This window comes from Variovorax sp. Soil_C_33 (assembly GCF_057656935.1).
The window spans coordinates 366986-388554 of the sequence record NZ_JBDGJK010000002.1; the positions used below are offsets into that span (position 1 = coordinate 366986).

The 21569-nt window shown below is 68.6% G+C and carries 24 protein-coding genes; 11 read left to right on the forward strand and 13 right to left on the reverse strand.

Features of this window, described 5'->3' with window-relative positions:
* Positions 1–6 precede the first annotated feature (6 nt).
* The 3 genes from AC3A6B_RS04685 to AC3A6B_RS04695 are packed head-to-tail and all read left to right on the forward strand — an operon-like array spanning position 7 to position 3462.
* Positions 7–966, forward strand: coding sequence for a LysR family transcriptional regulator (locus AC3A6B_RS04685; protein WP_487835593.1), 960 nt, complete (start codon positions 7–9; stop codon positions 964–966).
* Positions 963–1421: a DUF2214 family protein gene (locus AC3A6B_RS04690; RefSeq protein WP_487835594.1), complete on the forward strand. Its 459-nt coding sequence runs from the start codon at positions 963–965 to the stop codon at positions 1419–1421. The genes AC3A6B_RS04685 and AC3A6B_RS04690 overlap by 4 nt, the downstream gene beginning before the upstream one ends.
* A gap of 7 nt (positions 1422–1428) precedes the next feature.
* The gene (locus tag AC3A6B_RS04695) at positions 1429–3462 is read left to right on the forward strand and encodes a spermidine synthase (RefSeq protein WP_487835595.1); all 2034 of its coding nucleotides are present in this window, start codon (positions 1429–1431) and stop codon (positions 3460–3462) included.
* Positions 3463–3516: 54 nt separating this feature from the next.
* Here AC3A6B_RS04695 and AC3A6B_RS04700 read toward each other — a convergent pair whose 3' ends face one another.
* Entirely contained in the window at positions 3517–3813 is a 297-nt protein-coding gene (locus AC3A6B_RS04700) for a PsiF family protein (protein WP_487835596.1), read from the reverse strand.
* A gap of 132 nt (positions 3814–3945) precedes the next feature.
* Here AC3A6B_RS04700 and argS point away from each other — a divergent pair, with 132 nt between their 5' ends.
* From argS to AC3A6B_RS04735, 7 genes are all read left to right on the forward strand, one after another.
* Positions 3946–5619 (forward strand): arginine--tRNA ligase, encoded by a 1674-nt coding sequence (gene argS, locus AC3A6B_RS04705; protein ID WP_487835597.1) that lies wholly within the window; start codon positions 3946–3948, stop codon positions 5617–5619.
* 9 nt (positions 5620–5628) lie between these two features.
* Positions 5629–6354 (forward strand): SPOR domain-containing protein, encoded by a 726-nt coding sequence (locus tag AC3A6B_RS04710; RefSeq protein WP_487835598.1) that lies wholly within the window; start codon positions 5629–5631, stop codon positions 6352–6354.
* Positions 6355–6437: 83 nt separating this feature from the next.
* The gene (locus AC3A6B_RS04715) at positions 6438–7082 is read left to right on the forward strand and encodes a thiol:disulfide interchange protein DsbA/DsbL (RefSeq protein WP_487835599.1); all 645 of its coding nucleotides are present in this window, start codon (positions 6438–6440) and stop codon (positions 7080–7082) included.
* A gap of 123 nt (positions 7083–7205) precedes the next feature.
* A complete protein-coding gene (gene lptA / locus AC3A6B_RS04720; RefSeq protein WP_487835600.1) occupies positions 7206–7913 on the forward strand; it encodes a lipopolysaccharide transport periplasmic protein LptA in 708 nt (235 codons plus the stop codon).
* On the forward strand, positions 7910–8686 hold the full coding sequence (lptB, locus tag AC3A6B_RS04725) for an LPS export ABC transporter ATP-binding protein (protein ID WP_487835601.1): 777 nt from the start codon (positions 7910–7912) through the stop codon (positions 8684–8686). The genes lptA and lptB overlap by 4 nt, the downstream gene beginning before the upstream one ends.
* A gap of 17 nt (positions 8687–8703) precedes the next feature.
* The gene (locus AC3A6B_RS04730) at positions 8704–10284 is read left to right on the forward strand and encodes an RNA polymerase factor sigma-54 (protein ID WP_487835602.1); all 1581 of its coding nucleotides are present in this window, start codon (positions 8704–8706) and stop codon (positions 10282–10284) included.
* A gap of 62 nt (positions 10285–10346) precedes the next feature.
* Positions 10347–11891 carry a phospholipase D family protein gene (locus AC3A6B_RS04735; protein ID WP_487835720.1) on the forward strand — a complete coding sequence of 515 codons (1545 nt, stop codon included), beginning with the start codon at positions 10347–10349 and terminating at the stop codon, positions 11889–11891.
* A gap of 6 nt (positions 11892–11897) precedes the next feature.
* On the opposite strand, the gene AC3A6B_RS04740 is transcribed toward AC3A6B_RS04735, so the two are convergent.
* The 8 genes from AC3A6B_RS04740 to AC3A6B_RS04775 form a co-directional block, all read right to left on the reverse strand.
* The gene (locus tag AC3A6B_RS04740; RefSeq protein WP_487835603.1) at positions 11898–12251 is read right to left on the reverse strand and encodes a hypothetical protein; all 354 of its coding nucleotides are present in this window, start codon (positions 12249–12251) and stop codon (positions 11898–11900) included.
* Between the two features lie 644 nt (positions 12252–12895).
* Positions 12896–13525: a YceI family protein gene (locus tag AC3A6B_RS04745; protein ID WP_487835604.1), complete on the reverse strand. Its 630-nt coding sequence runs from the start codon at positions 13523–13525 to the stop codon at positions 12896–12898.
* 46 nt (positions 13526–13571) lie between these two features.
* On the reverse strand, positions 13572–14147 hold the full coding sequence (locus tag AC3A6B_RS04750) for a YceI family protein (protein ID WP_487835605.1): 576 nt from the start codon (positions 14145–14147) through the stop codon (positions 13572–13574).
* Complete coding sequence (locus AC3A6B_RS04755; RefSeq protein WP_487835606.1) at positions 14144–14731, reverse strand: cytochrome b; 588 nt, start codon at positions 14729–14731, stop codon at positions 14144–14146. The genes AC3A6B_RS04750 and AC3A6B_RS04755 overlap by 4 nt, the downstream gene beginning before the upstream one ends.
* A 28-nt stretch (positions 14732–14759) precedes the next feature.
* The gene (locus AC3A6B_RS04760) at positions 14760–14882 is read right to left on the reverse strand and encodes a hypothetical protein (protein ID WP_487835607.1); all 123 of its coding nucleotides are present in this window, start codon (positions 14880–14882) and stop codon (positions 14760–14762) included.
* 5 nt (positions 14883–14887) lie between these two features.
* On the reverse strand, positions 14888–15181 hold the full coding sequence (locus AC3A6B_RS04765; protein WP_487835608.1) for a hypothetical protein: 294 nt from the start codon (positions 15179–15181) through the stop codon (positions 14888–14890).
* Positions 15182–15313: 132 nt separating this feature from the next.
* Positions 15314–17173: a sensor histidine kinase gene (locus AC3A6B_RS04770; protein WP_487835609.1), complete on the reverse strand. Its 1860-nt coding sequence runs from the start codon at positions 17171–17173 to the stop codon at positions 15314–15316.
* Entirely contained in the window at positions 17173–17832 is a 660-nt protein-coding gene (locus AC3A6B_RS04775) for a response regulator (protein WP_487835610.1), read from the reverse strand. The genes AC3A6B_RS04770 and AC3A6B_RS04775 overlap by 1 nt, the downstream gene beginning before the upstream one ends.
* 106 nt (positions 17833–17938) lie before the next feature.
* Between AC3A6B_RS04775 and AC3A6B_RS04780 the strand changes: the two genes are divergently transcribed.
* Positions 17939–19171 carry a THUMP domain-containing class I SAM-dependent RNA methyltransferase gene (locus tag AC3A6B_RS04780; RefSeq protein ID WP_487835611.1) on the forward strand — a complete coding sequence of 411 codons (1233 nt, stop codon included), beginning with the start codon at positions 17939–17941 and terminating at the stop codon, positions 19169–19171.
* 13 nt (positions 19172–19184) lie between these two features.
* Here AC3A6B_RS04780 and AC3A6B_RS04785 read toward each other — a convergent pair whose 3' ends face one another.
* From AC3A6B_RS04785 to AC3A6B_RS04800, 4 genes are all read right to left on the reverse strand, one after another.
* Positions 19185–20135, reverse strand: a complete 951-nt coding sequence (locus tag AC3A6B_RS04785; RefSeq protein WP_487835612.1) for an alpha/beta fold hydrolase — start codon at positions 20133–20135, stop codon at positions 19185–19187.
* A 13-nt stretch (positions 20136–20148) separates the two neighbouring features.
* Positions 20149–20346: a hypothetical protein gene (locus AC3A6B_RS04790; RefSeq protein ID WP_487835613.1), complete on the reverse strand. Its 198-nt coding sequence runs from the start codon at positions 20344–20346 to the stop codon at positions 20149–20151.
* Between the two features lie 341 nt (positions 20347–20687).
* Positions 20688–21017, reverse strand: coding sequence for a hypothetical protein (locus tag AC3A6B_RS04795; RefSeq protein ID WP_487835614.1), 330 nt, complete (start codon positions 21015–21017; stop codon positions 20688–20690).
* A 98-nt stretch (positions 21018–21115) separates the two neighbouring features.
* The gene (locus AC3A6B_RS04800) at positions 21116–21544 is read right to left on the reverse strand and encodes a CBS domain-containing protein (RefSeq protein ID WP_487835615.1); all 429 of its coding nucleotides are present in this window, start codon (positions 21542–21544) and stop codon (positions 21116–21118) included.
* Between the last annotated feature and the right edge of the window lie 25 nt (positions 21545–21569).

A 21569-nucleotide genomic window follows, 5' to 3' on the forward strand; every position in this document is an offset into this window, starting at 1 on the left:
CCCGCCATGGACAGACTCAAGCAACTCGAATCCTTCGTCGCCATCGCCACCCGCGGCAGCCTCACGGCCGCGGCCAAGGCCGAGGGCGTGGCGCCGGCGATCATGGGCCGGCGCCTCGATGCGCTGGAGGAGCGGCTGGGCGTCAAGCTGCTCTTGCGCACCACGCGCCGCATCACGCTCACGCACGAGGGCAGCGCCTTCCTCGAGGACTGCCAGCGCCTGCTGGTCGAGCTCGCGAACGCCGAGGCCAGCGTGAGCGCCGGCGGCGTCAAGGCCGCCGGCCACCTGCGCGTGACGGCGCCGGCGGGCTTCGGCCGGCGCCATGTCGCGCCGCTGGTGCCGCGTTTCCACGCGCTGCACCCGGAGGTCACGATTTCGCTCAACCTCAGCGACCGCGTGATCGACGTGGCGGGCGAGAGCTACGACTGCGCAGTGCGCGTGGGCGACCTGCCGGATTCCTCGCTGGTGAGCCTGCGCCTGGCGGACAACCGGCGCCGCTGCGTCGCGACGCCCGAGTTCGTGCGCCGCCACGGCGCGCCGCGGCATCCGGGCGAGCTGGCGCGCTTCGCCTGCCTCAGCCTGTCGAGCGACGCCTCGCAGACCCGCGGCTGGGCCTTTCGCGTGCCGACCGTGGGCGGCGAGCACGAGGTGATCTACCTGAAGCCGACCGGCCCGCTCGATTGCTCCGACGGCCAGGTGCTGCACGACTGGTGCCTGGCCGGCCACGGCATCGCGTGGCGCAGCACCTGGGAGGTGGAAGCCGAGATCGACGCCGGCCTGCTGGTGCCGCTGCTCGACGAATTTGCGGCGCCGCCCAACGGCATCTATGCGGTGTTCCCGCAGCGCAAGCACCTGCCGCTGCGCCTGCGGCTGTGGCTCGATTTTCTGAAGGCGCAGTATGCGCGGCCGGAGTTCTGGGGCGGCACAATCGCGGCGCAGTCGAAACAACAGGAAAAACCACGATGACCCTCGAAGCGATCCTCGCCTACCTGCACATCCTGGCCATCCTCACGATGGTGGTCTTCATCTCGAGCGAAGCCGCGCTGTGCCGCGTGCAGTGGCTCAACGCCGCGGTGGTCGAGCGCCTCGCCAAGGTCGACATGGTCTACGGCCTCGCCGCCATCGCCGTGCTCGCGACCGGCGTCGCGCGCACCTGGTGGGGCATGAAGGGCACTGCCTGGTACTGGACCAATCCGCTACTGCACGTGAAGCTCACGCTCTTCATCATCATCGGCGTGACCTCGATCTTCCCGACGCTGACCTACCTGCGCTGGCGCAAGGCGCTGCGTTCCACCGGCACCCTGCCGAGCGAGGCCGAGATCAAGAAGACCCGGCGGCTCGTGATGATCCAGGCGCACCTGCTCGTGCTGATCCCGCTGGTCGCCGTGTTCCTGGCGCGCGGCTTCGGCGCAAGAGGCTGAAGCGCCGATGGGGCCGGCCAGCGTCAAGGCACTGTTCGCCGGCACCATCTTCGCCAGTGCCTTCCTGCTGTTCCTGGTCCAGCCGCTGATCGCCAAGCAGATCCTGCCGTGGTTCGGCGGCTCGGCCGCGGTGTGGTCGATCTGCATGGTGTTCTTCCAGGTCGTGCTGCTGGCGGGCTATGCCTACTCCGACTGGATCACGCGCCGGCTCGGCGTGCGCGCGCAGGCGCGGCTGCATGTGGCGCTGCTCGTCGCGAGCCTCGCCTTCCTGCCGATCGTGACCAGCGCGCGCTGGAAGCCGAGCGGTACCGAAGACCCGACGCTGTGGATCCTCGGCCTGCTCGTCGGAACCATCGGGCTGCCGTACTTCCTGCTCTCCACTACCGGGCCGCTGGTGCAGTCCTGGGTCGCGCGCACGCCCTGGGGGGTGCAGGTCTACCGCTATTTCTCGCTGTCGAACCTGGCCTCGCTGGTCTCGCTCCTGAGCTACCCGCTCTTGATCGAACCGCGCAGCACGCTGCTGCACCAGGCCTGGGGCTGGTCGGCAGGCTATGCCGTGTTCGTGCTGCTGTGTGCGGGCACCACGCTGTATGTTTCTCGGAAGTGGGCCGCGGCCACGCAGGCGGTGGCCGCGCCGGCCGCTGCCTCTACGCCGCCCGCGAAGCCGCGCGGCACGGACTACCTGCTCTGGCTCGCGCTGCCCGCGCTCGGTTCGTGGCTGCTGCTCGCCATCACCAATCACATCACGCAGCACGTCGCGGCCATCCCCTTCCTGTGGGTGCTGCCGCTTTCGGTCTACCTGCTGACCTTCGTGCTCACCTTCGAGAGCGACCGCTGGTACCGTCGCCGCGTGTTCCTGCCCCTGGCAGGGGCGATGCTCCTGCTGTGCGCCTTCGGGTTGCAGCATCGCATCGGCACCCACATCAAGACCGCGCTGCCGATCTACGTCGTCGGCCTGTTCGCCCTGTGCATGTTCCTGCATGGAGAGATGGCCCGCATGCGTCCTGCGGCGGCCTGGCTCACGCGCTTCTACCTGATGCTCTCGCTCGGCGGCGCCATCGGCGGGGTGGGCGTGGGGCTGGTCGCGCCGCATGTCTTGCCGGCCTACTACGAACTGGGCATCGGCCTCGTGCTGTGCGCGATCGTCGCCGCCGCCCTGTGGCGCGCGAGGCGCATCGGCATCGCGGCCTCGCTGGCGCTGGCCGCTTGCTGCGCCTGGTTCCTCGCGCAGCAGGTGAAGCGCGATGCGGTCGGCATGTTCCACATGGAGCGCAACTTCTACGGCGCGCTGCTCACCACCGAAACGCGCAGCGGTGCGAAGGGCCCGATGCGCAAGCTCTTTCACGGCTCGATCAAGCATGGCGAGCAGTACCTCGCGCCGGCATTGCGCCGCGAGCCAACGACTTACTACGGGCCCACCTCGGGTATCGGACGCGCGATCGCCGCCGCGCCGGCAGGCCCGCGCCGCGTCGGGCTGATCGGCCTCGGCGCCGGCACCCTGGCGGTCTATGGCCGGCCGGGCGACATCTACCGCTTCTATGAGATCAACCCGCTGGTCTTCGAGCTGGCCGACCGCGAGTTCAGCTTCCTGGCCGACAGCGCGGCGCACATCGAGCGGGTGCTGGGCGATGCGCGGCTCGCGCTGGAGCGCGAGAGCCCGCAACGATTCGACGTGCTCGCGGTGGATGCCTTCTCGGGCGACTCGATACCCGTTCACCTGATCACGGCGGAGGCGATGGATGTCTATCTGCGCCACATGCAGCCCGGTGGCGTGATTGCCTTCCACGTGAGCAACCGCTACCTGGCCCTGGCGCCGGTGGTCGAGAAGATCGCGCGGGCCAAGGGCCTGCACGCGGTGCTGGTGGAGGACCAGCCCGGGAAATCGACAAACCTGGACTCGACCGACTGGGTGCTGGTGTCGCGCGATCCGCAGGCCCTGACGCGCGAGCCGATCCGCGGCGCGACCTCCGCCTTCCCGACGATCGCCGGGCTGCAACCCTGGACCGATGACTTCAACAACCTGTTCGGGGTATTGAAGTAATAAAAACCCCCGCCAAGCGGAGCCTGCAGGGGTTTTCAGTGAATGATGTTGCGCTCAGGCCGCCGGCTTGGCCGAGAGGCATTCCTTCATGAAAGCCTTGCGCTCGTCGCCCTTCAGGGCCTTGGCCTTGGGGTCGGCATTGCAGCTTTTCATCTTGTCCTGCTGCGTCACCGGCTTGGCCGAGAGGCATTCCTTCATGAAGGCCTTGCGCTCGTCGCCCTTCTTGTCGCCGGCATCCTTGTTGCAGGTCGTCATCTTGCTTTGCTGGGCCGTGGGGGCCTTGTCCTGCGCATGCGCGAAGCCGATGCAGAGACAGGCGCTTGCAGCAACGATCGAGAGGAGCTTCTTCATGGTGTGTGCGTCCTTGCTGAGAGTGGTAAAGGCAGCCCGAGACTGGGCCACAATTGTTAACGATTGTGGCCGCGCTGCGGATGACCGCCACTTGCAAGGAACGCCCGGGTTTGCCCCCGGTAAAATCCCGCGATGCTATTGGTCAAACAGGAGCTGCTCGCGGCGCTCGCGAACACGCTCGAATCCTTCTCGCCCGGCGCCGGCGCCAAAGCCGCGTTCGAATCGCCCAAGGTCGCGGCGCATGGCGATCTCGCAAGCACCGCGGCGATGCAGCTCGCCAAGCCCCTGGCGCGCAAGCCGCGCGAGCTGGCCGAGGACATCAGCGGCGCGCTCCAGGCCACCCCGGCCTTCGCGCAGTGGGTCGATGCCATCGAGATCGCGGGCCCCGGCTTTTTGAACATCCGCCTCAAGACCGCTGCCAAGCAGCAGGTGGTGCGCGAGGTGCTGGCCGCGGGCGAGGCCTTCGGCCGCCAGCCTGCTCGCAGCGATCGCGTGCTGGTCGAGTTCGTGTCCGCCAACCCCACCGGCCCGCTGCACGTGGGCCACGGCCGCCAGGCCGCGCTCGGCGACGCGATCTGCAACCTGCTCGCGGCGCAGGGCGCGCAGGTGTGGCGCGAGTTCTATTACAACGACGCGGGCGTGCAGATCCAGACGCTCGCCACCAGCACCCAGCTGCGTGCCAAGGGCTTCAAGCCGGGCGATGCCGAATGGCCCGAGCAGGCCTACAACGGCGAATACATCGCCGATATCGCCGAGGACTTCAAGGCGAAGAAGACCGTGCGCTCGGACGACCGCGAGTACACCGCGAGCGGCGACGTCGACGACATCGACTCGATCCGCCAGTTCGCCGTGGCCTACCTGCGCCACGAGCAGGACCTGGACCTGAAGGCCTTCCAGGTCCGCTTCGACAACTACTACCTCGAATCCAGCCTCTACACCAGCGGCCGGGTCGAGGCGACGGTGAAGCGGCTCGTCGAGGCCGGCAAGACCTACGAGCAGGACGGCGCCCTGTGGCTGAAGTCGACCGACTACGGCGACGACAAGGACCGCGTGATGCGCAAGAGCGACGGCAGCTACACCTACTTCGTGCCCGATGTCGCCTATCACATCGCCAAGTGGGAGCGCGGCTTCACCGAGGTGGTCAACATCCAGGGCACCGACCACCACGGCACGATCGCGCGCGTGCGCGCCGGCCTGCAGGCCGCGAACGCCGGCATCCCGGCCGGCTACCCCGAGTACGTGCTGCACACCATGGTGCGCGTGATGCGCGGCGGCGAGGAGGTCAAGATCAGCAAGCGCGCCGGCAGCTACGTGACGCTGCGCGACCTGATCGAGTGGACCAGCACCGACGCCGTGCGCTTCTTCCTCCTGAGCCGCAAGCCCGACACCGAATACACCTTCGACATCGACCTCGCGCTGGCGCAGAACAACGACAACCCGGTCTACTACGTGCAGTACGCCCATGCGCGCATCTGCTCCGTGCTGGCCGCCTGGGGCGGCGATGCGGCCGCGCTGGCGGATGTCGACCTCGCGCCGCTGCAAAGCCCGGCCGCGCAGGCGCTGCTGCTGCTTCTGGCCAAGTACCCCGACATGCTCGCGGCCGCAGCCAAGGATTTCGCACCGCACGACGTCACCTTCTACCTGCGCGAGCTGGCCGCCTGCTACCACAGCTACTACGACGCCGAGCGCATCCTGGTCGACGACGAGCCGGTCAAGCGGGCCCGCCTGGCGCTGGTCGCGGCCACCGCGCAGGTGCTGCACAATGGGCTGGCAATTCTCGGCGTGAGCGCGCCGCGCAAGATGTGATTTCGAACCATGACTAAAAGACAGAGCGGCAACATCGTCATCGGGCTGATCGTCGGCCTGGTGCTGGGGCTGGGCGTGGCGCTGGGCATCGCGGTCTACGTGACCAAGGTGCCGATCCCCTTCATGACCAAGACCCAGCGCGGCGGCCCCGAGCAGGACGAAGCCGAGGCCCGCAAGAACCGCGACTGGGACCCCAACGGCCCGCTCGCCGGCAAGGCAGGCGCCGCCCGCCCGCCGGCGCCCGCGACGCCCGCACCGCCGCAGCCCACCACGGCGGGGGCGCCCACGCCGCCGCCGACCGCGCCGGTGCCCGTGGTGGTGCCGCCCGGCGCGCAGCAGCAACAGCAACAGCGCGCCGGACGGCCGCCCCTGCCGGCCGAAGCCAATGCGGTGCCGCCATCGAACGACCCGATCGGCGATCTCGCGCGGGCCCGTTCGGGCGCCAGCCCCGGCAGCAGCACCACCACCGCCGCCGCGGCGCCGAGCGCCAGCACCGATCCCTTCATGTATTTCGTGCAGGCCGGCGCCTTCCGCACCCCCGAGGACGCCGAGGCGCAGCGTGCCAAGCTCTCGCTGATGGGCGTGGAAGCGCGCATCACCGAGCGCGAGCAGGCCGGCCGCACCGTCTACCGCGTGCGCGCGGGGCCTTTCAACAAGAAGGAAGATGCGGACCGGCTCAAGGAGCGGCTCGACGGCGGTGGCCTCGAATCGGCCCTGGTGCGCGTCCAGCGCTGAGCCTTCATCCTTCACACCCTCGCGAGGCCGGGAACTCCGGGCCAGCCGCGGGCTCTGTCAGCCGCACAGGAGAACTTCTCAATATGAAACGTCGTGACTTTTCGCTGGCCGCCACTTCGCTGGGGCTTCTTCCCTTCGCCTCACCCTCGCACGCCCAGGCGCCCGCGCCCAAGGCGGGCACCGATTACGCCGTGCTCGACAAACGCGTGCCGGTCGACGCGCCGGCCGGCAAGGTCGAGGTGATCGAGTTTTTCTGGTACAGCTGCCCGCATTGCAACGCCTTCGAGCCGACGCTCGAGACCTGGATCAAGAAGCTGCCCGCTCATGTGTCTTTCAAGCGCGTGCCGGTCGCCTTCCAGCCCAGCTTCCAGCCGCAGCAGCGGCTCTACTACGCGCTGGAGGCGATGGGCAAGGTCGAGGAATACCAGCGCAAGGTGTTCGCCGCGATCCACCAGCAGCGCCAGAATCTCTCGGGCGAGCAGCAGATCATCGATTGGGCCGCCGCCAACGGCCTCGACAAGGCCAAGTTCGCCGAGAACTTCAAGTCCTTCACCGTCGCGAGCAAGATCCAGCGCGCCAAGCAGCTGCAGGAGGCTTACCAGGTGGCCGGCGTGCCCTCGATGGGCATTGCGGGCAGGTGGTACACGGACGGCGAACTCGCGCGCAGCATGGACCGCGCGCTGCAGGTCACCGACTTCCTGGTCGGCGAAGCGCGCAAGAGCGCGTAAAAAGGCCTCTCTGGCCGCTCGCGGCAACTGGCAGGAAGCCCGCTTCGGCGGGCTTTTTCATCCGCCGGCGAAAGCCGGATCCATGAGGCCGCATACAATCTTCCAGCAAGTTTCGTGCCTTTTATGACGTCGTTACATTCCTCCTCTGTCCTTCGCCATCTTTGTCGTGCTTTCGTAGTCGCCTTGGGCGTGGCCGGCTTCGTGTCGGCGGCGCAGGCCGAGAAGGCGGACCGGACCAAGCCGATGAACATCGAGGCCGACGCCATGCGCTACGACGACCTCAAGCAGACCAGCGTCTTCACCGGCAACGTGGTGGTGACCAAGGGCACCATCATCATCCGCGGCACGCGCATCGACGTCCGGCAGGACCCTGAGGGCTACCAGTACGGCGTGGTCACGGCCGCGCCGGGCAAGCTGGCCTATTTCAAGCAGAAGCGCGACGCCGGCCCCGACGAGTGGATCGAGGGCGAGTCGGAAGTCATCGAGTACGACAGCCGCGCCGACAACGTGAAGTTCATCCGGCGCGCGGTGATGCGCCGCCTGGTCGGCGCGACACCCAACGACGAAAGCAGCGGACCCTTGATCGTCTACGACCAGAGCAACGACACCTTCACCGTCAACGGCTCGCCGCTGCCGCCCAATGCGGGTGTCGCGACCCAGCCCGGCGGCCGCGTCAAGGCCATCCTCACGCCCAAGGCGGCCGCTTCGGCGCCCGCTGCCGGGGCCGCCAAGCCGGCGGCGCCGGCCGCCTCCGCGCCGGCCGCCTCCGCGCCGGTGTCCGGAACGGGCCTGCGCTCGACCACTACGCTCGGCGGAGAGCAGCGCAAGTGAACGGCGGCAACGAAGTCCCGGGCAGCCGCCTCGAGGCGCGCGGCCTGCAGAAGAGCTACGGCAGCCGCAAGGTCGTCAAGGACGTCTCGCTGGGCGTGCAAAAGGGCGAGGTGGTCGGCCTGCTGGGGCCGAACGGCGCGGGCAAGACCACATCCTTCTACATGATCGTCGGGCTGGTGCGGGCGGATGCGGGCGAGATCAGCATCGACGGCGAGCCGATCGCGCACATGCCGATCCACCGCCGCGCGCGCATGGGCCTGAGCTACCTGCCGCAGGAAGCCTCGATCTTCCGCAAGCTCACGGTCGAGGAGAACGTGCGCGCCGTGCTCGAGCTGCAGCGTGAACCCGACGACGCGGGGCGGCCGGTGCCGCTGTCGAAGCGGCGCATCGAGGAGCGCCTCGGCGACCTGCTGCACGACCTGCGCGTCGACCACCTGCGCGATTCGCCAGCGCTGGCGCTGTCGGGCGGCGAGCGCCGCCGCGTCGAGATCGCGCGGGCGCTGGCCACGCAGCCGCGCTTCATCCTGCTGGACGAGCCCTTCGCCGGCATCGACCCGATCGCGGTGATCGAGATCCAGCGGATCATCAGCTTCCTGAAGGAGCGCGGCATCGGCGTGCTCATCACCGACCACAACGTGCGCGAAACGCTTGGCATCTGCGATCACGCCTTCATCATCAGCGACGGGCATGTGCTGGCACAAGGCACGCCCTCGGAGATCGTCGACAACGCCGAGGTACGACGCGTGTACCTGGGCGAACATTTCCGGATGTAGGGAGGGGCCGTATTTCGATGAAGCAAGGGCTCTCGCTTCGCGTTTCCCAGCACCTGGCGCTCACGCCGCAGCTCCAGCAGTCGATCCGGCTGCTGCAGCTCTCCACGCTCGAATTGAGCCAGGAAGTGGAGCAGATGCTCGACGAGAATCCATTCCTCGAGCGCACGGCCGAAGAGGCGCCGCGCGAGGAGTTCGGTCTGGAGGCCGCCGACGCGCCGGTGCGCGACGAAGACCGCCAGGCCGAGGGCGAGACCGATTTCACGCCCAGCTCGGCCGCGGCGCCGACCGAGGTGGCGGTCGCCGCCAACGGCGATGCCGAAGCGGCTGCGCCCGCCGACAGCGAGCCCGACTGGGAGGGCGACGGCACGGTCGACCTTGCGCCCGACGACAGCGAATGGGGCGGAGATGCGCCCGCGCGCGCCAACAACCTCGGCGATGACGAGCGCGCCGATGCGACCGAGCTCGCGCGCAGCCAGGAATCGCTGCAGTCCTTCCTGCACCGGCAGGCGCTGTCGCTGCGCCTGGAGGAGAACGACTGCGCCGCGCTGCGCTTCCTGATCGAGTCGCTCAACGACGACGGCTACCTCGAGGATTCGCTGCCGGCGCTGGCCTCGGGCCTCGCGGGCGACGACAACGACCAGTTCGACGAGCTGGTGCACCACTTTCAGGTCGCGCTGGGCCTGCTGCAGAGCCTGGAGCCGGCCGGCGTCGGCGCCCGCAGCCTCGGCGAATGCCTGACCATCCAGCTGCGCCAGCTGGCGAGCGCCAGGGACAGCGAGGACGAGGCCCAGGTGCGCAAGACCGCCATCGCGATCTGCAAGCAGCCGATGGAGCTGCTCGCGCGGCGCGACTTCAAGCGCCTGGCCACGCTCACGCGCAGCAACGAGGACGAGGTGCGCGCCGCGCTGCAGCTGATTGCGAAGCTCGAACCCAAGCCGGGGCGCCGCTTCGTCGATGTCGAGCGCAACATCGTCGTGCCCGACGTGATCGTCACGCGCATCGGCCACGGCACCAACGCGAAGTTCCGCGTCATGCTCAATCCCGAGGTCATGCCGCGGCTGCGCGTGCACGACATCTACGCCGGCGCGCTCAAGCAGCACAAGGGCGAGGGCAGCCAGGCGCTGTCGCAGCGGCTGCAGGAAGCGCGCTGGTTCATCAAGAACATCCAGCAGCGCTTCGACACCATCCTGCGCGTCTCCAACGCGATCGTCGAGCGGCAGAAGAGCTACTTCGTGCACGGCGAGCTCGCGATGCGGCCGCTGGTGCTGCGCGAGATCGCCGACGAGCTGGGCCTGCACGAATCCACCATCAGCCGGGTGACCACCGCCAAGTACATGGCGACGCCTTACGGCACCGTCGAGCTCAAGTACTTTTTCGGTTCGGCCCTCGGCACCGAAACCGGCGGCAACGCCTCCAGCACCGCGGTGCGCGCGCTGATCAAGCAGTTCGTGAGCGCCGAGGACGTGAAGAAGCCGCTGTCCGACAGCCAGGTGTCCGAGATGCTCAAGGAGCAGGGCATCGAGTGCGCGCGCCGCACGGTGGCCAAGTACCGCGAGGCGCTGCGCATCGCGCCTGCGAACCTGCGCAAGGCCTTGTAGCGATGCGCGCCCGCCCAGGTCCGTGGCCGCAGTGGAGGCGCCTGGGCTTGGCCTTGACCGCGATGCTCCTGCTGGCCAGCGGCTGCGCGATGCTGCCGGCCGAATTCGACCGCACGCCCTCCAAGGCGATGCTCTTGTCCACCGACACCGCGCTGGGCCGCATCGCCAAGGCCTCGCAGCCGGATGCGGACTTGAGCGGCTTCCGGCTCATGCCCAGCGGCGACTTCGCGCTCAACACGCGGCTCGAGCTCGCCCGCCGCGCCGAGCGCACGCTCGACGTGCAGTACTACCAGATCGACAACGACGAGACCGGCCGCTACCTGCTGCGCACGCTGCGCGACGCGGCGCAGCGCGGCGTGCGCGTGCGGCTCCTGATGGACGATCTCTACACCGCAGGCGAGGACGAGTTGCTGCTCGCGCTGGCCGCGACGCCCAACCTGGAACTGCGGCTCTTCAACCCGTTTCCGGCCGGGCGCGGCAGCATGCTCAGGCGCTTCTCGGCCTCGCTCTTCGACTTCAGTCGCGTCAACCGGCGCATGCACAACAAGCTCTTCATCGCCGACGGCGCGATGGCGGTGGCCGGCGGGCGCAACATCGGCAACCCGTACTTCACGCAGACGGCCGGCGCGAACTTCATCGACCTCGACACCTTCGTCGCCGGCGCGCTGATCCCGCGCCTTTCCAGCCTGTTCGACCTGTACTGGAACAGCGAGCACGTGCGGCCGATCGAAACCGTGGTCGCGCCCACGCTCGCGCGCGAGGAACGGCAGCGGCGCTTCGAGGAGCTGACCGCCCCGGCCACCACTCCGGTGCCGCGACCGCCGGCGCCCAACGACCTGCTGGGCTACAGCCCCATCGTCGAGAACCTCAACGCCGGCAAGCTCGACCTCATCTGGACCACCGCCGAGGCATACGCCGATTCGCCCGACCGCGTGATCGGCAAGCAGGTCACTTACGGCGGCGTGCCGCTGCTCGATGTCGACAGCGTGCGCTACAACGTGGTCGAGCAGATGCGGCGCGGGCGTTCCGACGTGACGCTGGTGTCGCCCTACCTGATCCCCGGCAAGGAGGGGCTGGAGGTGCTGCGCGAGATCCGCCGGCGCGGCATGAAGATCAGCGTTGTCACCAACTCGCTGGCCGCCACCGACGAGCCCGTGGTCCACACCGGCTACCGCCGCTATCGTGCCGACATGCTGCGCCTCGGCGCCGAGATCCACGAACTGAGCTCGGTGCGCACGCGGCGCAGCGTGCGCCTGGGCCTGTTCGGCACGCAGATCGGCCGCCTGCACGCCAAGTCGGCCGTGATCGACGGGCGCACGCTGTTCGTCGGATCGATGAACTTCGACCCGCGCTCGGAAGTGCACAACACGGAGATCGGCCTCTTCATTTTCAGCCGCGAGATGGCGCAGCAGGTGCTGAAGCTGGTCGAGGTGCTCAAGCAGCAGGGCGCCTACAAGGTGCGCTTCGCGCCCGGCACCGAGAGAATGGAGTGGGTGAGCGAGGAGGCCGGCGTCGAGCAGGTGCTCACCAGCGAGCCCGATGCGGGCTTCTGGGACCACCTGATGCTCGAACTGCTGGCGCCGCTGGCGCCGGAGAGCCTGCTCTAGACCTCGTCAGTAGCGATAACGGTCATGGCGGTCATGACGATCGTGGCGGTCATGACGGTAGTGATGGCGATGACCGTGCCGGTACTCGTCGCGGTATTCATGGCGGTAGAAGTGCCGCGGCGGCGGGCGGTGGTAGTCATACACGGGGGCCGGGCGGTAGTGCCGCGGCGGCGGGTCGTAGTAGACCGGCGCCGGGGCATAGTGGACCGGGCTGGCGATGCCGACGGCCACACCCGGCACATGGATGCCCACCGAGACGGCCAGGTCCCTGGCGCTGGCGGACGTAGCGCCCAGCACGGCTGCGGCGGAGAGGGCGCCGGCGGCGATCCACTTGGAGAAACGGGTGTGCGCGATGTTCATGAAGAAACTCCTGAAGGCATGAAGTGCCGTTGGGGGTCATTGCACCCGGCCCGCGTAAAGCAGGACCCGCCTGCTCTGTGAAGCTTGTTTCTGAATGTTGCGGCGCTGGCGCCCAAGGCAGGAACGTGACTCACCGCACAAAATTCAGTTTTGTGGGGTAAGAATCGATGCCTGTCCAGCACGCCATGTACCGCATGCATGAAGTTGGCTTTTAGGACGCAGTACGCCGAACTCAAGCAACGCGCTGCGTCTGCCGGCCGCCTTCTTCAAGGAACGCCCGGGAGCCTTCAGTTGCGCCAGGGGACAGGTGGACATCCTCAAGCGCTCGAACAGTTCGAGCTGGCCCTCGCACCGGCAGCGAAGAAGCGATCGCGCCCTAGGGCCCGTTAACGCTATTTGCGGGGATCGCGTTGTCCAGCCAAGGGGCTGGATGCAAGGCGTCCGTGCGCAGCAAGGCTTTCGCCTTGCAAGCGCGGGCAACGCCGCAGACGGCCCCTTGGCTGGGCAGCCCGAAGGGAAGGCATGCCAGGGCGCGCCACTCGGCGTTGCGCTCCTTGTGCGTGCCGACGCACGCACCGCGTCGCGCGCCTTGATTGGCCCGCCCTGGCATGCCTTCGCGACCCCGCAAATAGCGTTAGCAGGCCCTAGCTCGGCCGGTCCGTGATGTTGACCGCTTCCACCTGCACTAGGAGCCGCACCTTGTTCTCGAAGCCGAAGTTGATGCCCCAGGTGATGCCCCAGTCGCTGCGCTCCACGACGGTCTCGAAGTCGCCGCCGCAGACCTGGCGCTTGATCAGCGGGCTCAGGTAGCAGCCGAAGCGGTTGGCCTTGAGCTTGACGGGCCGGGTCTGGCCCATCAGCGTGAGCGTGCCGTCGACCTCGACCACCTTGTCGCCGTTGAAGTCGATCTTGTCGGCCACGAAGCGGCCGGTCGGAAACTCCGCGACGTTGAAGAAGTCCTTGCTCATCACATGACGGTTGAGCAGATCGACGCCGGTGTTGATGGAGCCGATGTCCATCGTGATGTCGATCTTGCCGCTCTTGCCCGAGGCGTCGATCCTGACCGTGCCGTCCTTGGTGCTGAAGCGCCCGCGGTTGGTGGTGGTGCCGTAGTGGCCCATCTCGTACATCACGAAGGTGTGGGTCGGGTCGACCACGTAGCTGGCGCCCTTGACCGGACCTCCTGCCGGCAGGGCGGGCAACTCCGGTGCCTGCTGTGCGGCGGCGACGCTCGCTGCAGCCGCGAGCGCAACGACAGCAATGGACTTGATCATGACGAGCTTTCGAATAGGACGATGAAAGAATGAAAGAAGGTCAGGGTCAAAGCGGACGCAGGCCCGTCAGCACGAGCTTGAAACGCACCTGCACGTCGTCGCCGACCATCGAGGTGTCGGTCCATTCGCCTTCGCCGATCTTGAATGCGAGGCGCTGGATCGTAAAGCTTCCCGTCGCCACCGACTGACCCGCGGATTGCGTGATCGCGACCGGCACCACGAGATCCTGGGTGGTGCCCTTGATCGTGAGCCTGCCTGCGATTTCGAAGCGCCCGCCGCCGAGGGTCTTGATCTTGCTCGATTGGAAACTGGCCTTGGGAAATCGCGTGGTGTCGAACCACGGCGCCTTGGGCAGCTCGGCGTCGCTTTGCGGCACGCCGAGGGTGGCGCTGCCCATGTCGATCTGCAGGGCGACCGTGCCGCCCTCGGGCTTCTGCGGGTCGAAGGCGATCTGGGCGTCGAACTTCTTGAACGCGCCTTCGACCGGCACGCCCATCTGCTTGGTGACGAAGACGATCTGGCCGTAGCCGGGGACCAGCTTCGCCATCGGCTCCACGGCGCTCGCCAGCCCTGCGATGGCGATCATGGCGACGAAGTAGGCAAGCCTGGGGAAGAGCTTCATTTTGGCCACATGCGATCGAGCAGGCCGTCGCGATCGATGAGTTGATGCTTGAGCGCCGCCGCCGCATGCATCAGCACCAGGGCGGCCAGCGTGTAGGCGCTGCCCTTGTGCAGCGGCTTCAGCACCGCGTCGGCGAAGTCCTTGTCCACCGGCACCAGGTCGGGCAGCGGGACGACGCCGAACCAGACGATCGGAATGCCCAGCGCCGAGCTGTAGGCCCAGCCGAACAGCGGCACCGTGAAGAACAGCAAATACAGCAGCAGATGCGTGCCGCGGTGCGCGACGAGCTGCCAGCCCGGCATCGCCTCCAGGATGCGGGCCGGCAGCGGCGGCGGCGAATGCGAAAGGCGCCACAGCAGGCGCAGGGCCGAGAGCGTCAGGATCGTGATGCCGGCCCACTTGTGCCAGTTGATGAGCTTGAGCCGCATCGGCGAGAAGGGCAGGCCGCTCATGTAGAGGCCGACGCTGAAGGCGACCACGATCAGCAGCGCCAGCAGCCAGTGCAGCCCCATGGCAACCGCGCCGTAGCGCGCAGCATCGGCAGGGATGTGGGCGACCGGGGGATTCAGCGGCTCGGCGGGCATGCCCGGAGCATATCGCCCCCGCAATCGCCTATCCGAGACTCCAGCGCGCGATCAGCAGCAGGCCGAGGCCCAGCACCAGCATCAGCACGAAGGGCACCACGAGCCAGGGCGCGTCGCCCTCTTCCTTGTCGGAGGCGAGCTGGTTGTTCATGACGGTCAGAAGGCCGGCACGTGATCGGCTGGTTCCGGGGCGCGGTCGGTCAGCACCTCGCTCGCGGCGGGCACCGAGGGGTCGCTGCTGCGATAGGCGGCCGCAGGCCAGGCCTGGCGCTGCGTCGCGGCGCCACTGGCCTCGGCTTGCCAGTGGCCGAGCAGCGCCAGGCCGGCGAGCAGGATCGCGGCCATGACCACCGAACCGAGCAGCAGCCGGGGCATGCGGCTTTTCTTCCGGCTGTTTGCGGCGAGCGCCGAGAGCCGGTATCTGGACGCTGCGTGGGATTGGAGCTGCATGACGGTCCTTCCTTCCTTCGGATGGCACGCGATGAAGGCGTGTGCATGCAATCTAGGCAGGAAGCCGCGCGCGGAAAATGCCGCCTTCGCGTTCGGGATCCCGCGTTCGCGGGAGGGGCCGCGCGACGGCGCTCAGGCGACCGGTGCGGTCATCGGCAGCCGCAGCACGACGCAGGTCCCGCTGGCACCCGATCGCATCTCGAGCTCGCCGCCGAGCCGCCGGGCGCGCGTGCGCATGTTGCCGAGTCCGTGGCCCTGCCGCGGCGGGACCATGCCCAGCCCGCGGCCGTCGTCCTCGACTTCCATCTCGAGCATGTCGCCGATCTGGCGCAGCCGCACCTCGACCCGCGTGGCCCGCGCGTGCTTGAGCACATTGGTCAAGGCCTCCTGCGCCACCCGCAGCAATTGCAGCGCGGCGTGCGGCGACAAGGTCATCGCATCGTCGGGCAGGTCGATGTCCCAGCGGGGGCGCACGCCGGCGGCGATCAGCTGCGCCTCCCAGCGGAACATGAAATTGCCGAGCGCGGCGCCGAGGTTGTGCTCGTCGGAAGCCAGGGCGTCGAGCGCGAGCCGCATGTCGGCGATGCAGCTGCGCAGCGCGGTGGCGATCTGGCCGTCGTCCATGTCGCCGCGCTCCACGCGCGACAGCGAGGTGAAGAGCTGCGAGCCCAGGCCGTCGTGCAGGTCGCGCATGATCAGCTGGCGCTCTTCCGAGGCGGCGTGTTCGCGCTCCAATGCGGCCAGCCGCTCGTAGTTGGCGGCGAGCGCGCGCTCGCGGTCCGCGACGCGCGTTTCCAGCGTGCGGTTCAGGTCCTCGAGCGAGCGCAGCGTGCGCAGGAAGCGCGCCGTCAGGAGCGCCGCCATCGCAAGCAGCAGCGTGTTCGAGCCGAAGTGCAGCAGGTGGATGCGGTGCCCGACCCATTCCGGCAGGAAGCGCCCGAGCAGGCGCGGGTCCCAGGTGATCAGATAGTCGTGCACGCCCACCAGCACCGCAAAGGCCATGACGGCGGAGAGCACGGCCGAAGTCAGCGTGCCGCGGCGGCGGGCATAGCCGATCGAGGTCGCGATGATCAGCAGGCCGACCGCCATCATGCCGCCCAGCCAGTAGCGCGCCACGTACGGCTCCGCCGCGAAGCCGCCGAGCGCGAAAGCGAGCGGGCCCAGCAGCCAGTAAGCCACCAGGCTGCGCTCCAGTCCGAGCCGATGGACGCCGGCATAGCGCAGCGTGAACACCGCCATCACGACCACGAAGCCGCCCGTGGCGCTGTGGTAGATCACGCGCCACCACTGCCATTGCGCCATGGGCATCGCGTCGATCAGGAAGGTCATGGTGCGGGTGGCCCACAGCGCGGCCGCCAGGCCGAACAGGCCGTAGAGCACCTCGCTGCGGCGGCGCCACCAGATGAAGACCACGAAGCCGGCGACCAGCACCGAGACCAGCACCGTGAGCTCGGGCACGGTGCGGGTCCAGAACAGCCGCCGGTCGTGCAGCGGCTGGATCTCGGCCTGCGGTCCGACGGCGACGCGCGGGAAGCGCAGCGGGTAGCCCTTGGGCGCCGCGACGCGGATCGCCAGCTCGTTGCGGCCGGGGCGCAGCATCGGCGCCGGAAACACCGCCATCTGCGGCCGGTAGGTGCGCGCGTAGACCTGCTCGGTGTTCTCCTGCACGCCGGCGAGCAGCGTGCCGTTGAGCCACAGGTCGCCGCCGTCGTAGAAGTAGGGCACATAGACGGCCCACTGCGCCTGCCGCGCCGGATCCTCGGGGTAGTCGAAGCCGATGCGGTACCAGGCCGGCGCCTTGGCGCGCGCGGGGCGCGAGTAGCCCGCGTCGTCGGGCAGCGCCACCGCTTCCCAGGCCGCATCGGGCCGCGGCGGGGTCCGCGGGACCACCGGCGCCGCGAACACCGATGCCTGGCGCGGCTCCTGCAATGCCGCATGGACGCTGCCCGCCATGCAGGCCGCCAACAGCATGGCGACCGCCAGCCGGCGCATCACAGCAATCCCATCTGGCTCGCTTCGTAGACCGCTTCGCCGCGCGAATGGACGGCCAGCTTGCGGTAGATCTTCTTCACGTGGGCGACCACGGTGTGCGGCGAGATGTCGATCAGCTCCCCGATGGTGTCGAAGCTCAGGCCCTTGGCCGTGAGGCGCAGGATCTCGGTCTCGCGCTCGGTCAAGGGAGACGGCGTCTCGCGCGCCGATGGCTGGGTTGCGGCCGGCGCCTGCGCGCTCACGCGGAAGCGCGCCAGCACGCGGCGCGCGATGCTCGGGCTGATGGGCGAGCCGCCCGCGCGCACCTCGTGGATGCTGGCGGCGATGCGGTCCGACCCGGCGTCCTTGAGCAGGTAGCCGGTGGCGCCGGCCTCGATCGAGGACAGCACGTGCTGGTCGTCGCCGAACATCGTGACCACCAGCACATCGCATTGCGGCCGATGGCGGGCCGCGTGGCGGATCACCTCGACGCCGTCGATATCGGGCAACCCGAGGTCGACCAGCATCACGTCGGGCGCCTGCGCATCCAGCATCGCCAGCGCGGCGCGCCCGGTGGCCACCGCCGCAATGAGCTGCAGGCCGGGGTCTGCCAGCACCGCATCCGAGAAACGGCGCATGAACTCCGGTTCGTCTTCGACAATCAGCACGCTGGTGGTCATATGAGCCCCTTCGCGACGCGACCCGGCGATTTTCGCACCGGGGACTTGCGTGGCGATAGCGCAAACGCGGTAGGGCCGCATGGGATACTGGCCTTCGAATCCCGCCATGAACGACCTCTCCCTTTTCCTGCCCTGCGCCGCCGGCGTCGAAGACTTTCTCGCGCAAGAAGTGCATGCGCTGACCGGCCGTGTCGGCCAGGACCTGCTGACCCTGCGCGGCGGCGTGCGCGTGCGTGCCGGCTGGCGCGAAGCCATGAAGCTCAACCTGCACAGCCGCCTCGCGCAGCGGGTGCTGATCGAACTGGCCCACGCGCCCTATCGCAACGAGAACGACCTCTATGCCATCGCGAGCGGCGTGGCCTGGGAGATCTGGTTCACGCCCAAGCAGACCTTCAAGATCGAGACCACGGCGCAGCACAGCCCGCTCACCAGCCTCAACTTCGCCACCCTGCGCATCAAGGACGCGATCGCCGACCGCTTCCGCGCCAAGGCGAACGGCGTGCGCCCCAGCATCGAGACCCAGTGGCCCGACGCGCGCGTGTTCGCCCACCTGGCCACCGACCAGTGCACGCTCTACATCGACACCTCGGGCGAGCCGCTCTTCAAGCGCGGCTGGCGGCAGGACAAGGGCGATGCGCCGCTGAAGGAAACCCTGGCCGCCGCCATGCTGGCCGCCAGCGGCTGGTGGAATCCCGAAACCGGCGAAGTCGCCGGGGAGCCGCTGTACGACCCCTGCTGCGGCAGCGGCACGATCGCCATCGAAGCCGCGCAGATCGCGCGCGGCATCGCCGCCGGGTCGCAGAGGCGCTTCGGCTTCGAGAAACTGCTGCCCTTCCAGGCCCATGTGTGGTCGGGGCTCAAGGCCGAGGCATCGCAGCGTGCTGCGGCACCGGAGGTGGCGATCTTCGGCTCCGACGTGTCGCACCGCATGGTCGACTTCGCCGAGCGCAATGCCGAGCGCGCGGGCGTGGCCGACGCGGTGCAGTTCAGGGGCGGCGACGCGTTGCAGCGCATGCCGCCGGCCGAGTCGGGCGTGATCGTGCTGAATCCGCCTTACGGCGAGCGCATCGAGGTGGGCGGTGTCGCGGCAGCGCGCGGCAAGGGCGGCGGCCGCGAAGAGGCGCAGACCGAGGACGGCGGCGAGTTCTTCGTGCAGCTCGCCAGCCACTGGAAGAAGAACTACGCCGGCTGGACCGCCTGGGTGCTGACGCCCGACCTCCAGTTGCCCAAGCGCATGCGCCTGAAGGAGTCGCGCCGCGTGCCGATGTGGAACGGGCCGATCGAGTGCCGGCTGTTCCGCTTCGATATGGTGGCGGGTTCGGCGCGCAACCGGGTCTGAGGGCGCCTTCCGATCAGGAAGGGTCGCGGTGCAGAAGCGGCCCGGCCGGGTGGTTCGAAACCGGCACCGAGAAGAAGCGGGTCAAGGCTTCGGCCGTGGCTTCTGGCGCTTCCTCCGGGAAGAAATGGCCGGCATCGACGGCATGGCCCTGCACGTCCTCGGCCCATGCGCGCCAGAGCGCGAGCGGCCCGCCCGCCTCGGGGTACCAGGTGTCGAGCGCGCCCTGCGCGCCCCACAGCGCAAGCACAGGGCAGTCCATGCGCCGCCGGCCGGCGAGGTCGACCTGGTCGTGCGTGCGATCGAGGCTCGCGGCCGCGCGGTACTCCTCGCAGATCGCGTGGATGCGCTGGGGATCCTGCAGCGTCTCCAGGTAGGCCGAGCGCACCTCCGGCGGGAACACCGCCGCGGGAGAGCCCCAGCCGCCGAGCGCGGCGTCGAGGACGGCAGCGGGCGCCGCGGCCAGCAGACGCTCCGGCAGCGGTTCGGGCTGGGCCAGCAGCGACCAGGGCCAGTAGCCGAGCGCAAAGCGGGCATCGGCGCGGGCCCACACCGTTTCCGTCGGCACGATGTCGAGGACAGCAAGCCGGTCGATGCGGGTCGGATGGTCGAGTGCCATGCGGTAGGCGACACGGCCGCCGCGGTCATGTCCGGCAACGGAGAAATGCGGGTATCCCAGCCGTTCCATGACGATCGCCATGTCGCGTGCCATGGCACGCTTCGAATACGGCCCATGGTCGGGCGCGGAGGCCGGGCAGCCGCTTCGCCCATAGCCGCGAAGATCGGCGCAGACCACGGTGAAGTTGCGGGCCAGCAGCGGCGCCACGCTGCGCCACATCAGGTGCGTCTGCGGAAAGCCGTGCAACAGCAGGATCGGCTGGCCGGAGCCGGCCCAGCGCGCATGGATACGGGTCTCGTCCGTCTGGATCTCGGCGGTCTCGAAGTCGTCGATCGCGGCGGGGCCCATGGGAACAGGCCCCCTAGCGCCCCTGGCTCAACCGGCTGAGGCCCTGGTCGGTCAGGAAAAAGGTGCCCCGCTGATCCGAAGCGACGAAGCCGTTGGACCGGAGGCGGCTGGACACCTTGATCGAATCGGTGGGCGATCGCAGGGCGGCGGCTTCGCGCAGCGCCTGCAGGGTTCTCCACTGTTCGTCGTTGAGCTGAATTTTCTTTGTCACGGCAACTTCCTTCCATTTTCGGAAGTGTGGCAAGGCATACGCCCTTGCACCTCCTCCAAAAGTGCTCTTGTCAGAAGACTCGCATCGGACTAGGAGCGCCGATTGAACTGCGAATGCGGCCTCGTGCCAAGAGGGCTTGCCGCATCACGCCTGGACGACATGTCAGTCGCGTGACTTCCGCGCGCCCGGGCGGCCCTGCGCCGGGTAGCGTTATGGCGGCGCCACACGGGCTTTCGAGAATTCGCGGATGGCGCGCCGACTACTTTCCATCGGCTCTCGGGCGATCTGGCGATCGGGCCCCAGGACGAGTTCGGCGATCCGGCGATGACGCGATGGAATGACTAGCGCAGGTGCGCCGATGTCGCCGCAGGTTCGGCGTCCTCCCGTCCGCGCCCGGCGCCCGCCTGGCGTGCCATCTGCCACCAGCGCAGCATGTGCTCGAAACTGCCGTCGAAGCCGCGGTCCCGCAGCGCCTCGGCCACCAGCGAGCAATGCGCCGCGGTGCCGTGGTCCAGCACCTCGTTGGCGGATACTTCGGCGCACCGGAGGTAGACGTGCTTGAGCTGCTGTATCGATGCGGATGCGACGAAGCTCGGTGCCTCGGCGCGGACATGCGCAGCGAGGGCCAGCGGCAATGCCAGCGCCAGGACCTGGATCGACAGGGTGTTCATGAAGAGCTCCTTCTTCGCGGACTGGCCGCGCGGAGGAATCGTGCCGCGGACGGCGGCGCCCTTCAATCCCGCGAATGCGTCTGCGCGTCTCGGGGCGCTCAGCTCTGGATGTAGGTGCGCAGCTGCTCGATGGTCTCTTCGTGGTCGGCGATGATGTCGTCCATCAGGTCGCGGATCGAGATCATGCCGACCACCCGGTCGCCCTCGACCACCGGCAGGTGGCGGATGCGCTTCTGGCTCATCAGCGTCATGCACTCGCGCGTGCGGGTGGCGGGCGTCACGGTCAGCACATCGGGCGTCATGAGCTCGGCCACCAGCACCTCCTTGGAGTTCAGGCCCTGCAGGGCCACCTTGCGCGTGTAGTCGCGCTCGGAGATCACGCCGACGAGCTTGTCGTGCGACATCACCATCAGCGCGCCGACCTCGTGATGGGCCAGCGCCTCCAGCGCGTCGAACATCGTCGCGCCGGGTTCGATGCGCCAGGCGGCGGAATCGCGGCGCTTGAGCAGTTCGGAAACGGGTTTCATGGAAAGCCTTCCTGGAGAAACGTTC

Excerpts from the sequence above, each read along its gene's own strand:
- AC3A6B_RS04750 (WP_487835605.1), bottom strand. The coding sequence starts at position 14,147 with ATGAAGCTCTTCCCCAGGCTTGCCTACTTCGTCGCCATGATCGCCATC.
- AC3A6B_RS04745 (WP_487835604.1), bottom strand. The coding sequence starts at position 13,525 with ATGATCAAGTCCATTGCTGTCGTTGCGCTCGCGGCTGCAGCGAGCGTC.
- AC3A6B_RS04690 (WP_487835594.1), top strand. The coding sequence starts at position 963 with ATGACCCTCGAAGCGATCCTCGCCTACCTGCACATCCTGGCCATCCTC.
- AC3A6B_RS04755 (WP_487835606.1), bottom strand. The coding sequence starts at position 14,731 with ATGCCCGCCGAGCCGCTGAATCCCCCGGTCGCCCACATCCCTGCCGAT.
- AC3A6B_RS04770 (WP_487835609.1), bottom strand. The coding sequence starts at position 17,173 with ATGCGCCGGCTGGCGGTCGCCATGCTGTTGGCGGCCTGCATGGCGGGC.
- AC3A6B_RS04685 (WP_487835593.1), top strand. The coding sequence starts at position 7 with ATGGACAGACTCAAGCAACTCGAATCCTTCGTCGCCATCGCCACCCGC.
- AC3A6B_RS04735 (WP_487835720.1), top strand. The coding sequence starts at position 10,347 with ATGCTCCTGCTGGCCAGCGGCTGCGCGATGCTGCCGGCCGAATTCGAC.
- AC3A6B_RS04800 (WP_487835615.1), bottom strand. The coding sequence starts at position 21,544 with ATGAAACCCGTTTCCGAACTGCTCAAGCGCCGCGATTCCGCCGCCTGG.
- AC3A6B_RS04740 (WP_487835603.1), bottom strand. The coding sequence starts at position 12,251 with ATGAACATCGCGCACACCCGTTTCTCCAAGTGGATCGCCGCCGGCGCC.
- AC3A6B_RS04785 (WP_487835612.1), bottom strand. The coding sequence starts at position 20,135 with ATGGGCCCCGCCGCGATCGACGACTTCGAGACCGCCGAGATCCAGACG.
- AC3A6B_RS04775 (WP_487835610.1), bottom strand. The coding sequence starts at position 17,832 with ATGACCACCAGCGTGCTGATTGTCGAAGACGAACCGGAGTTCATGCGC.
- AC3A6B_RS04765 (WP_487835608.1), bottom strand. The coding sequence starts at position 15,181 with ATGCAGCTCCAATCCCACGCAGCGTCCAGATACCGGCTCTCGGCGCTC.
- lptA (WP_487835600.1), top strand. The coding sequence starts at position 7,206 with ATGACGTCGTTACATTCCTCCTCTGTCCTTCGCCATCTTTGTCGTGCT.
- AC3A6B_RS04780 (WP_487835611.1), top strand. The coding sequence starts at position 17,939 with ATGAACGACCTCTCCCTTTTCCTGCCCTGCGCCGCCGGCGTCGAAGAC.
- AC3A6B_RS04695 (WP_487835595.1), top strand. The coding sequence starts at position 1,429 with ATGGGGCCGGCCAGCGTCAAGGCACTGTTCGCCGGCACCATCTTCGCC.
- AC3A6B_RS04795 (WP_487835614.1), bottom strand. The coding sequence starts at position 21,017 with ATGAACACCCTGTCGATCCAGGTCCTGGCGCTGGCATTGCCGCTGGCC.
- argS (WP_487835597.1), top strand. The coding sequence starts at position 3,946 with ATGCTATTGGTCAAACAGGAGCTGCTCGCGGCGCTCGCGAACACGCTC.
- AC3A6B_RS04730 (WP_487835602.1), top strand. The coding sequence starts at position 8,704 with ATGAAGCAAGGGCTCTCGCTTCGCGTTTCCCAGCACCTGGCGCTCACG.
- AC3A6B_RS04700 (WP_487835596.1), bottom strand. The coding sequence starts at position 3,813 with ATGAAGAAGCTCCTCTCGATCGTTGCTGCAAGCGCCTGTCTCTGCATC.
- AC3A6B_RS04715 (WP_487835599.1), top strand. The coding sequence starts at position 6,438 with ATGAAACGTCGTGACTTTTCGCTGGCCGCCACTTCGCTGGGGCTTCTT.
- AC3A6B_RS04760 (WP_487835607.1), bottom strand. The coding sequence starts at position 14,882 with ATGAACAACCAGCTCGCCTCCGACAAGGAAGAGGGCGACGCGCCCTGG.
- AC3A6B_RS04710 (WP_487835598.1), top strand. The coding sequence starts at position 5,629 with ATGACTAAAAGACAGAGCGGCAACATCGTCATCGGGCTGATCGTCGGC.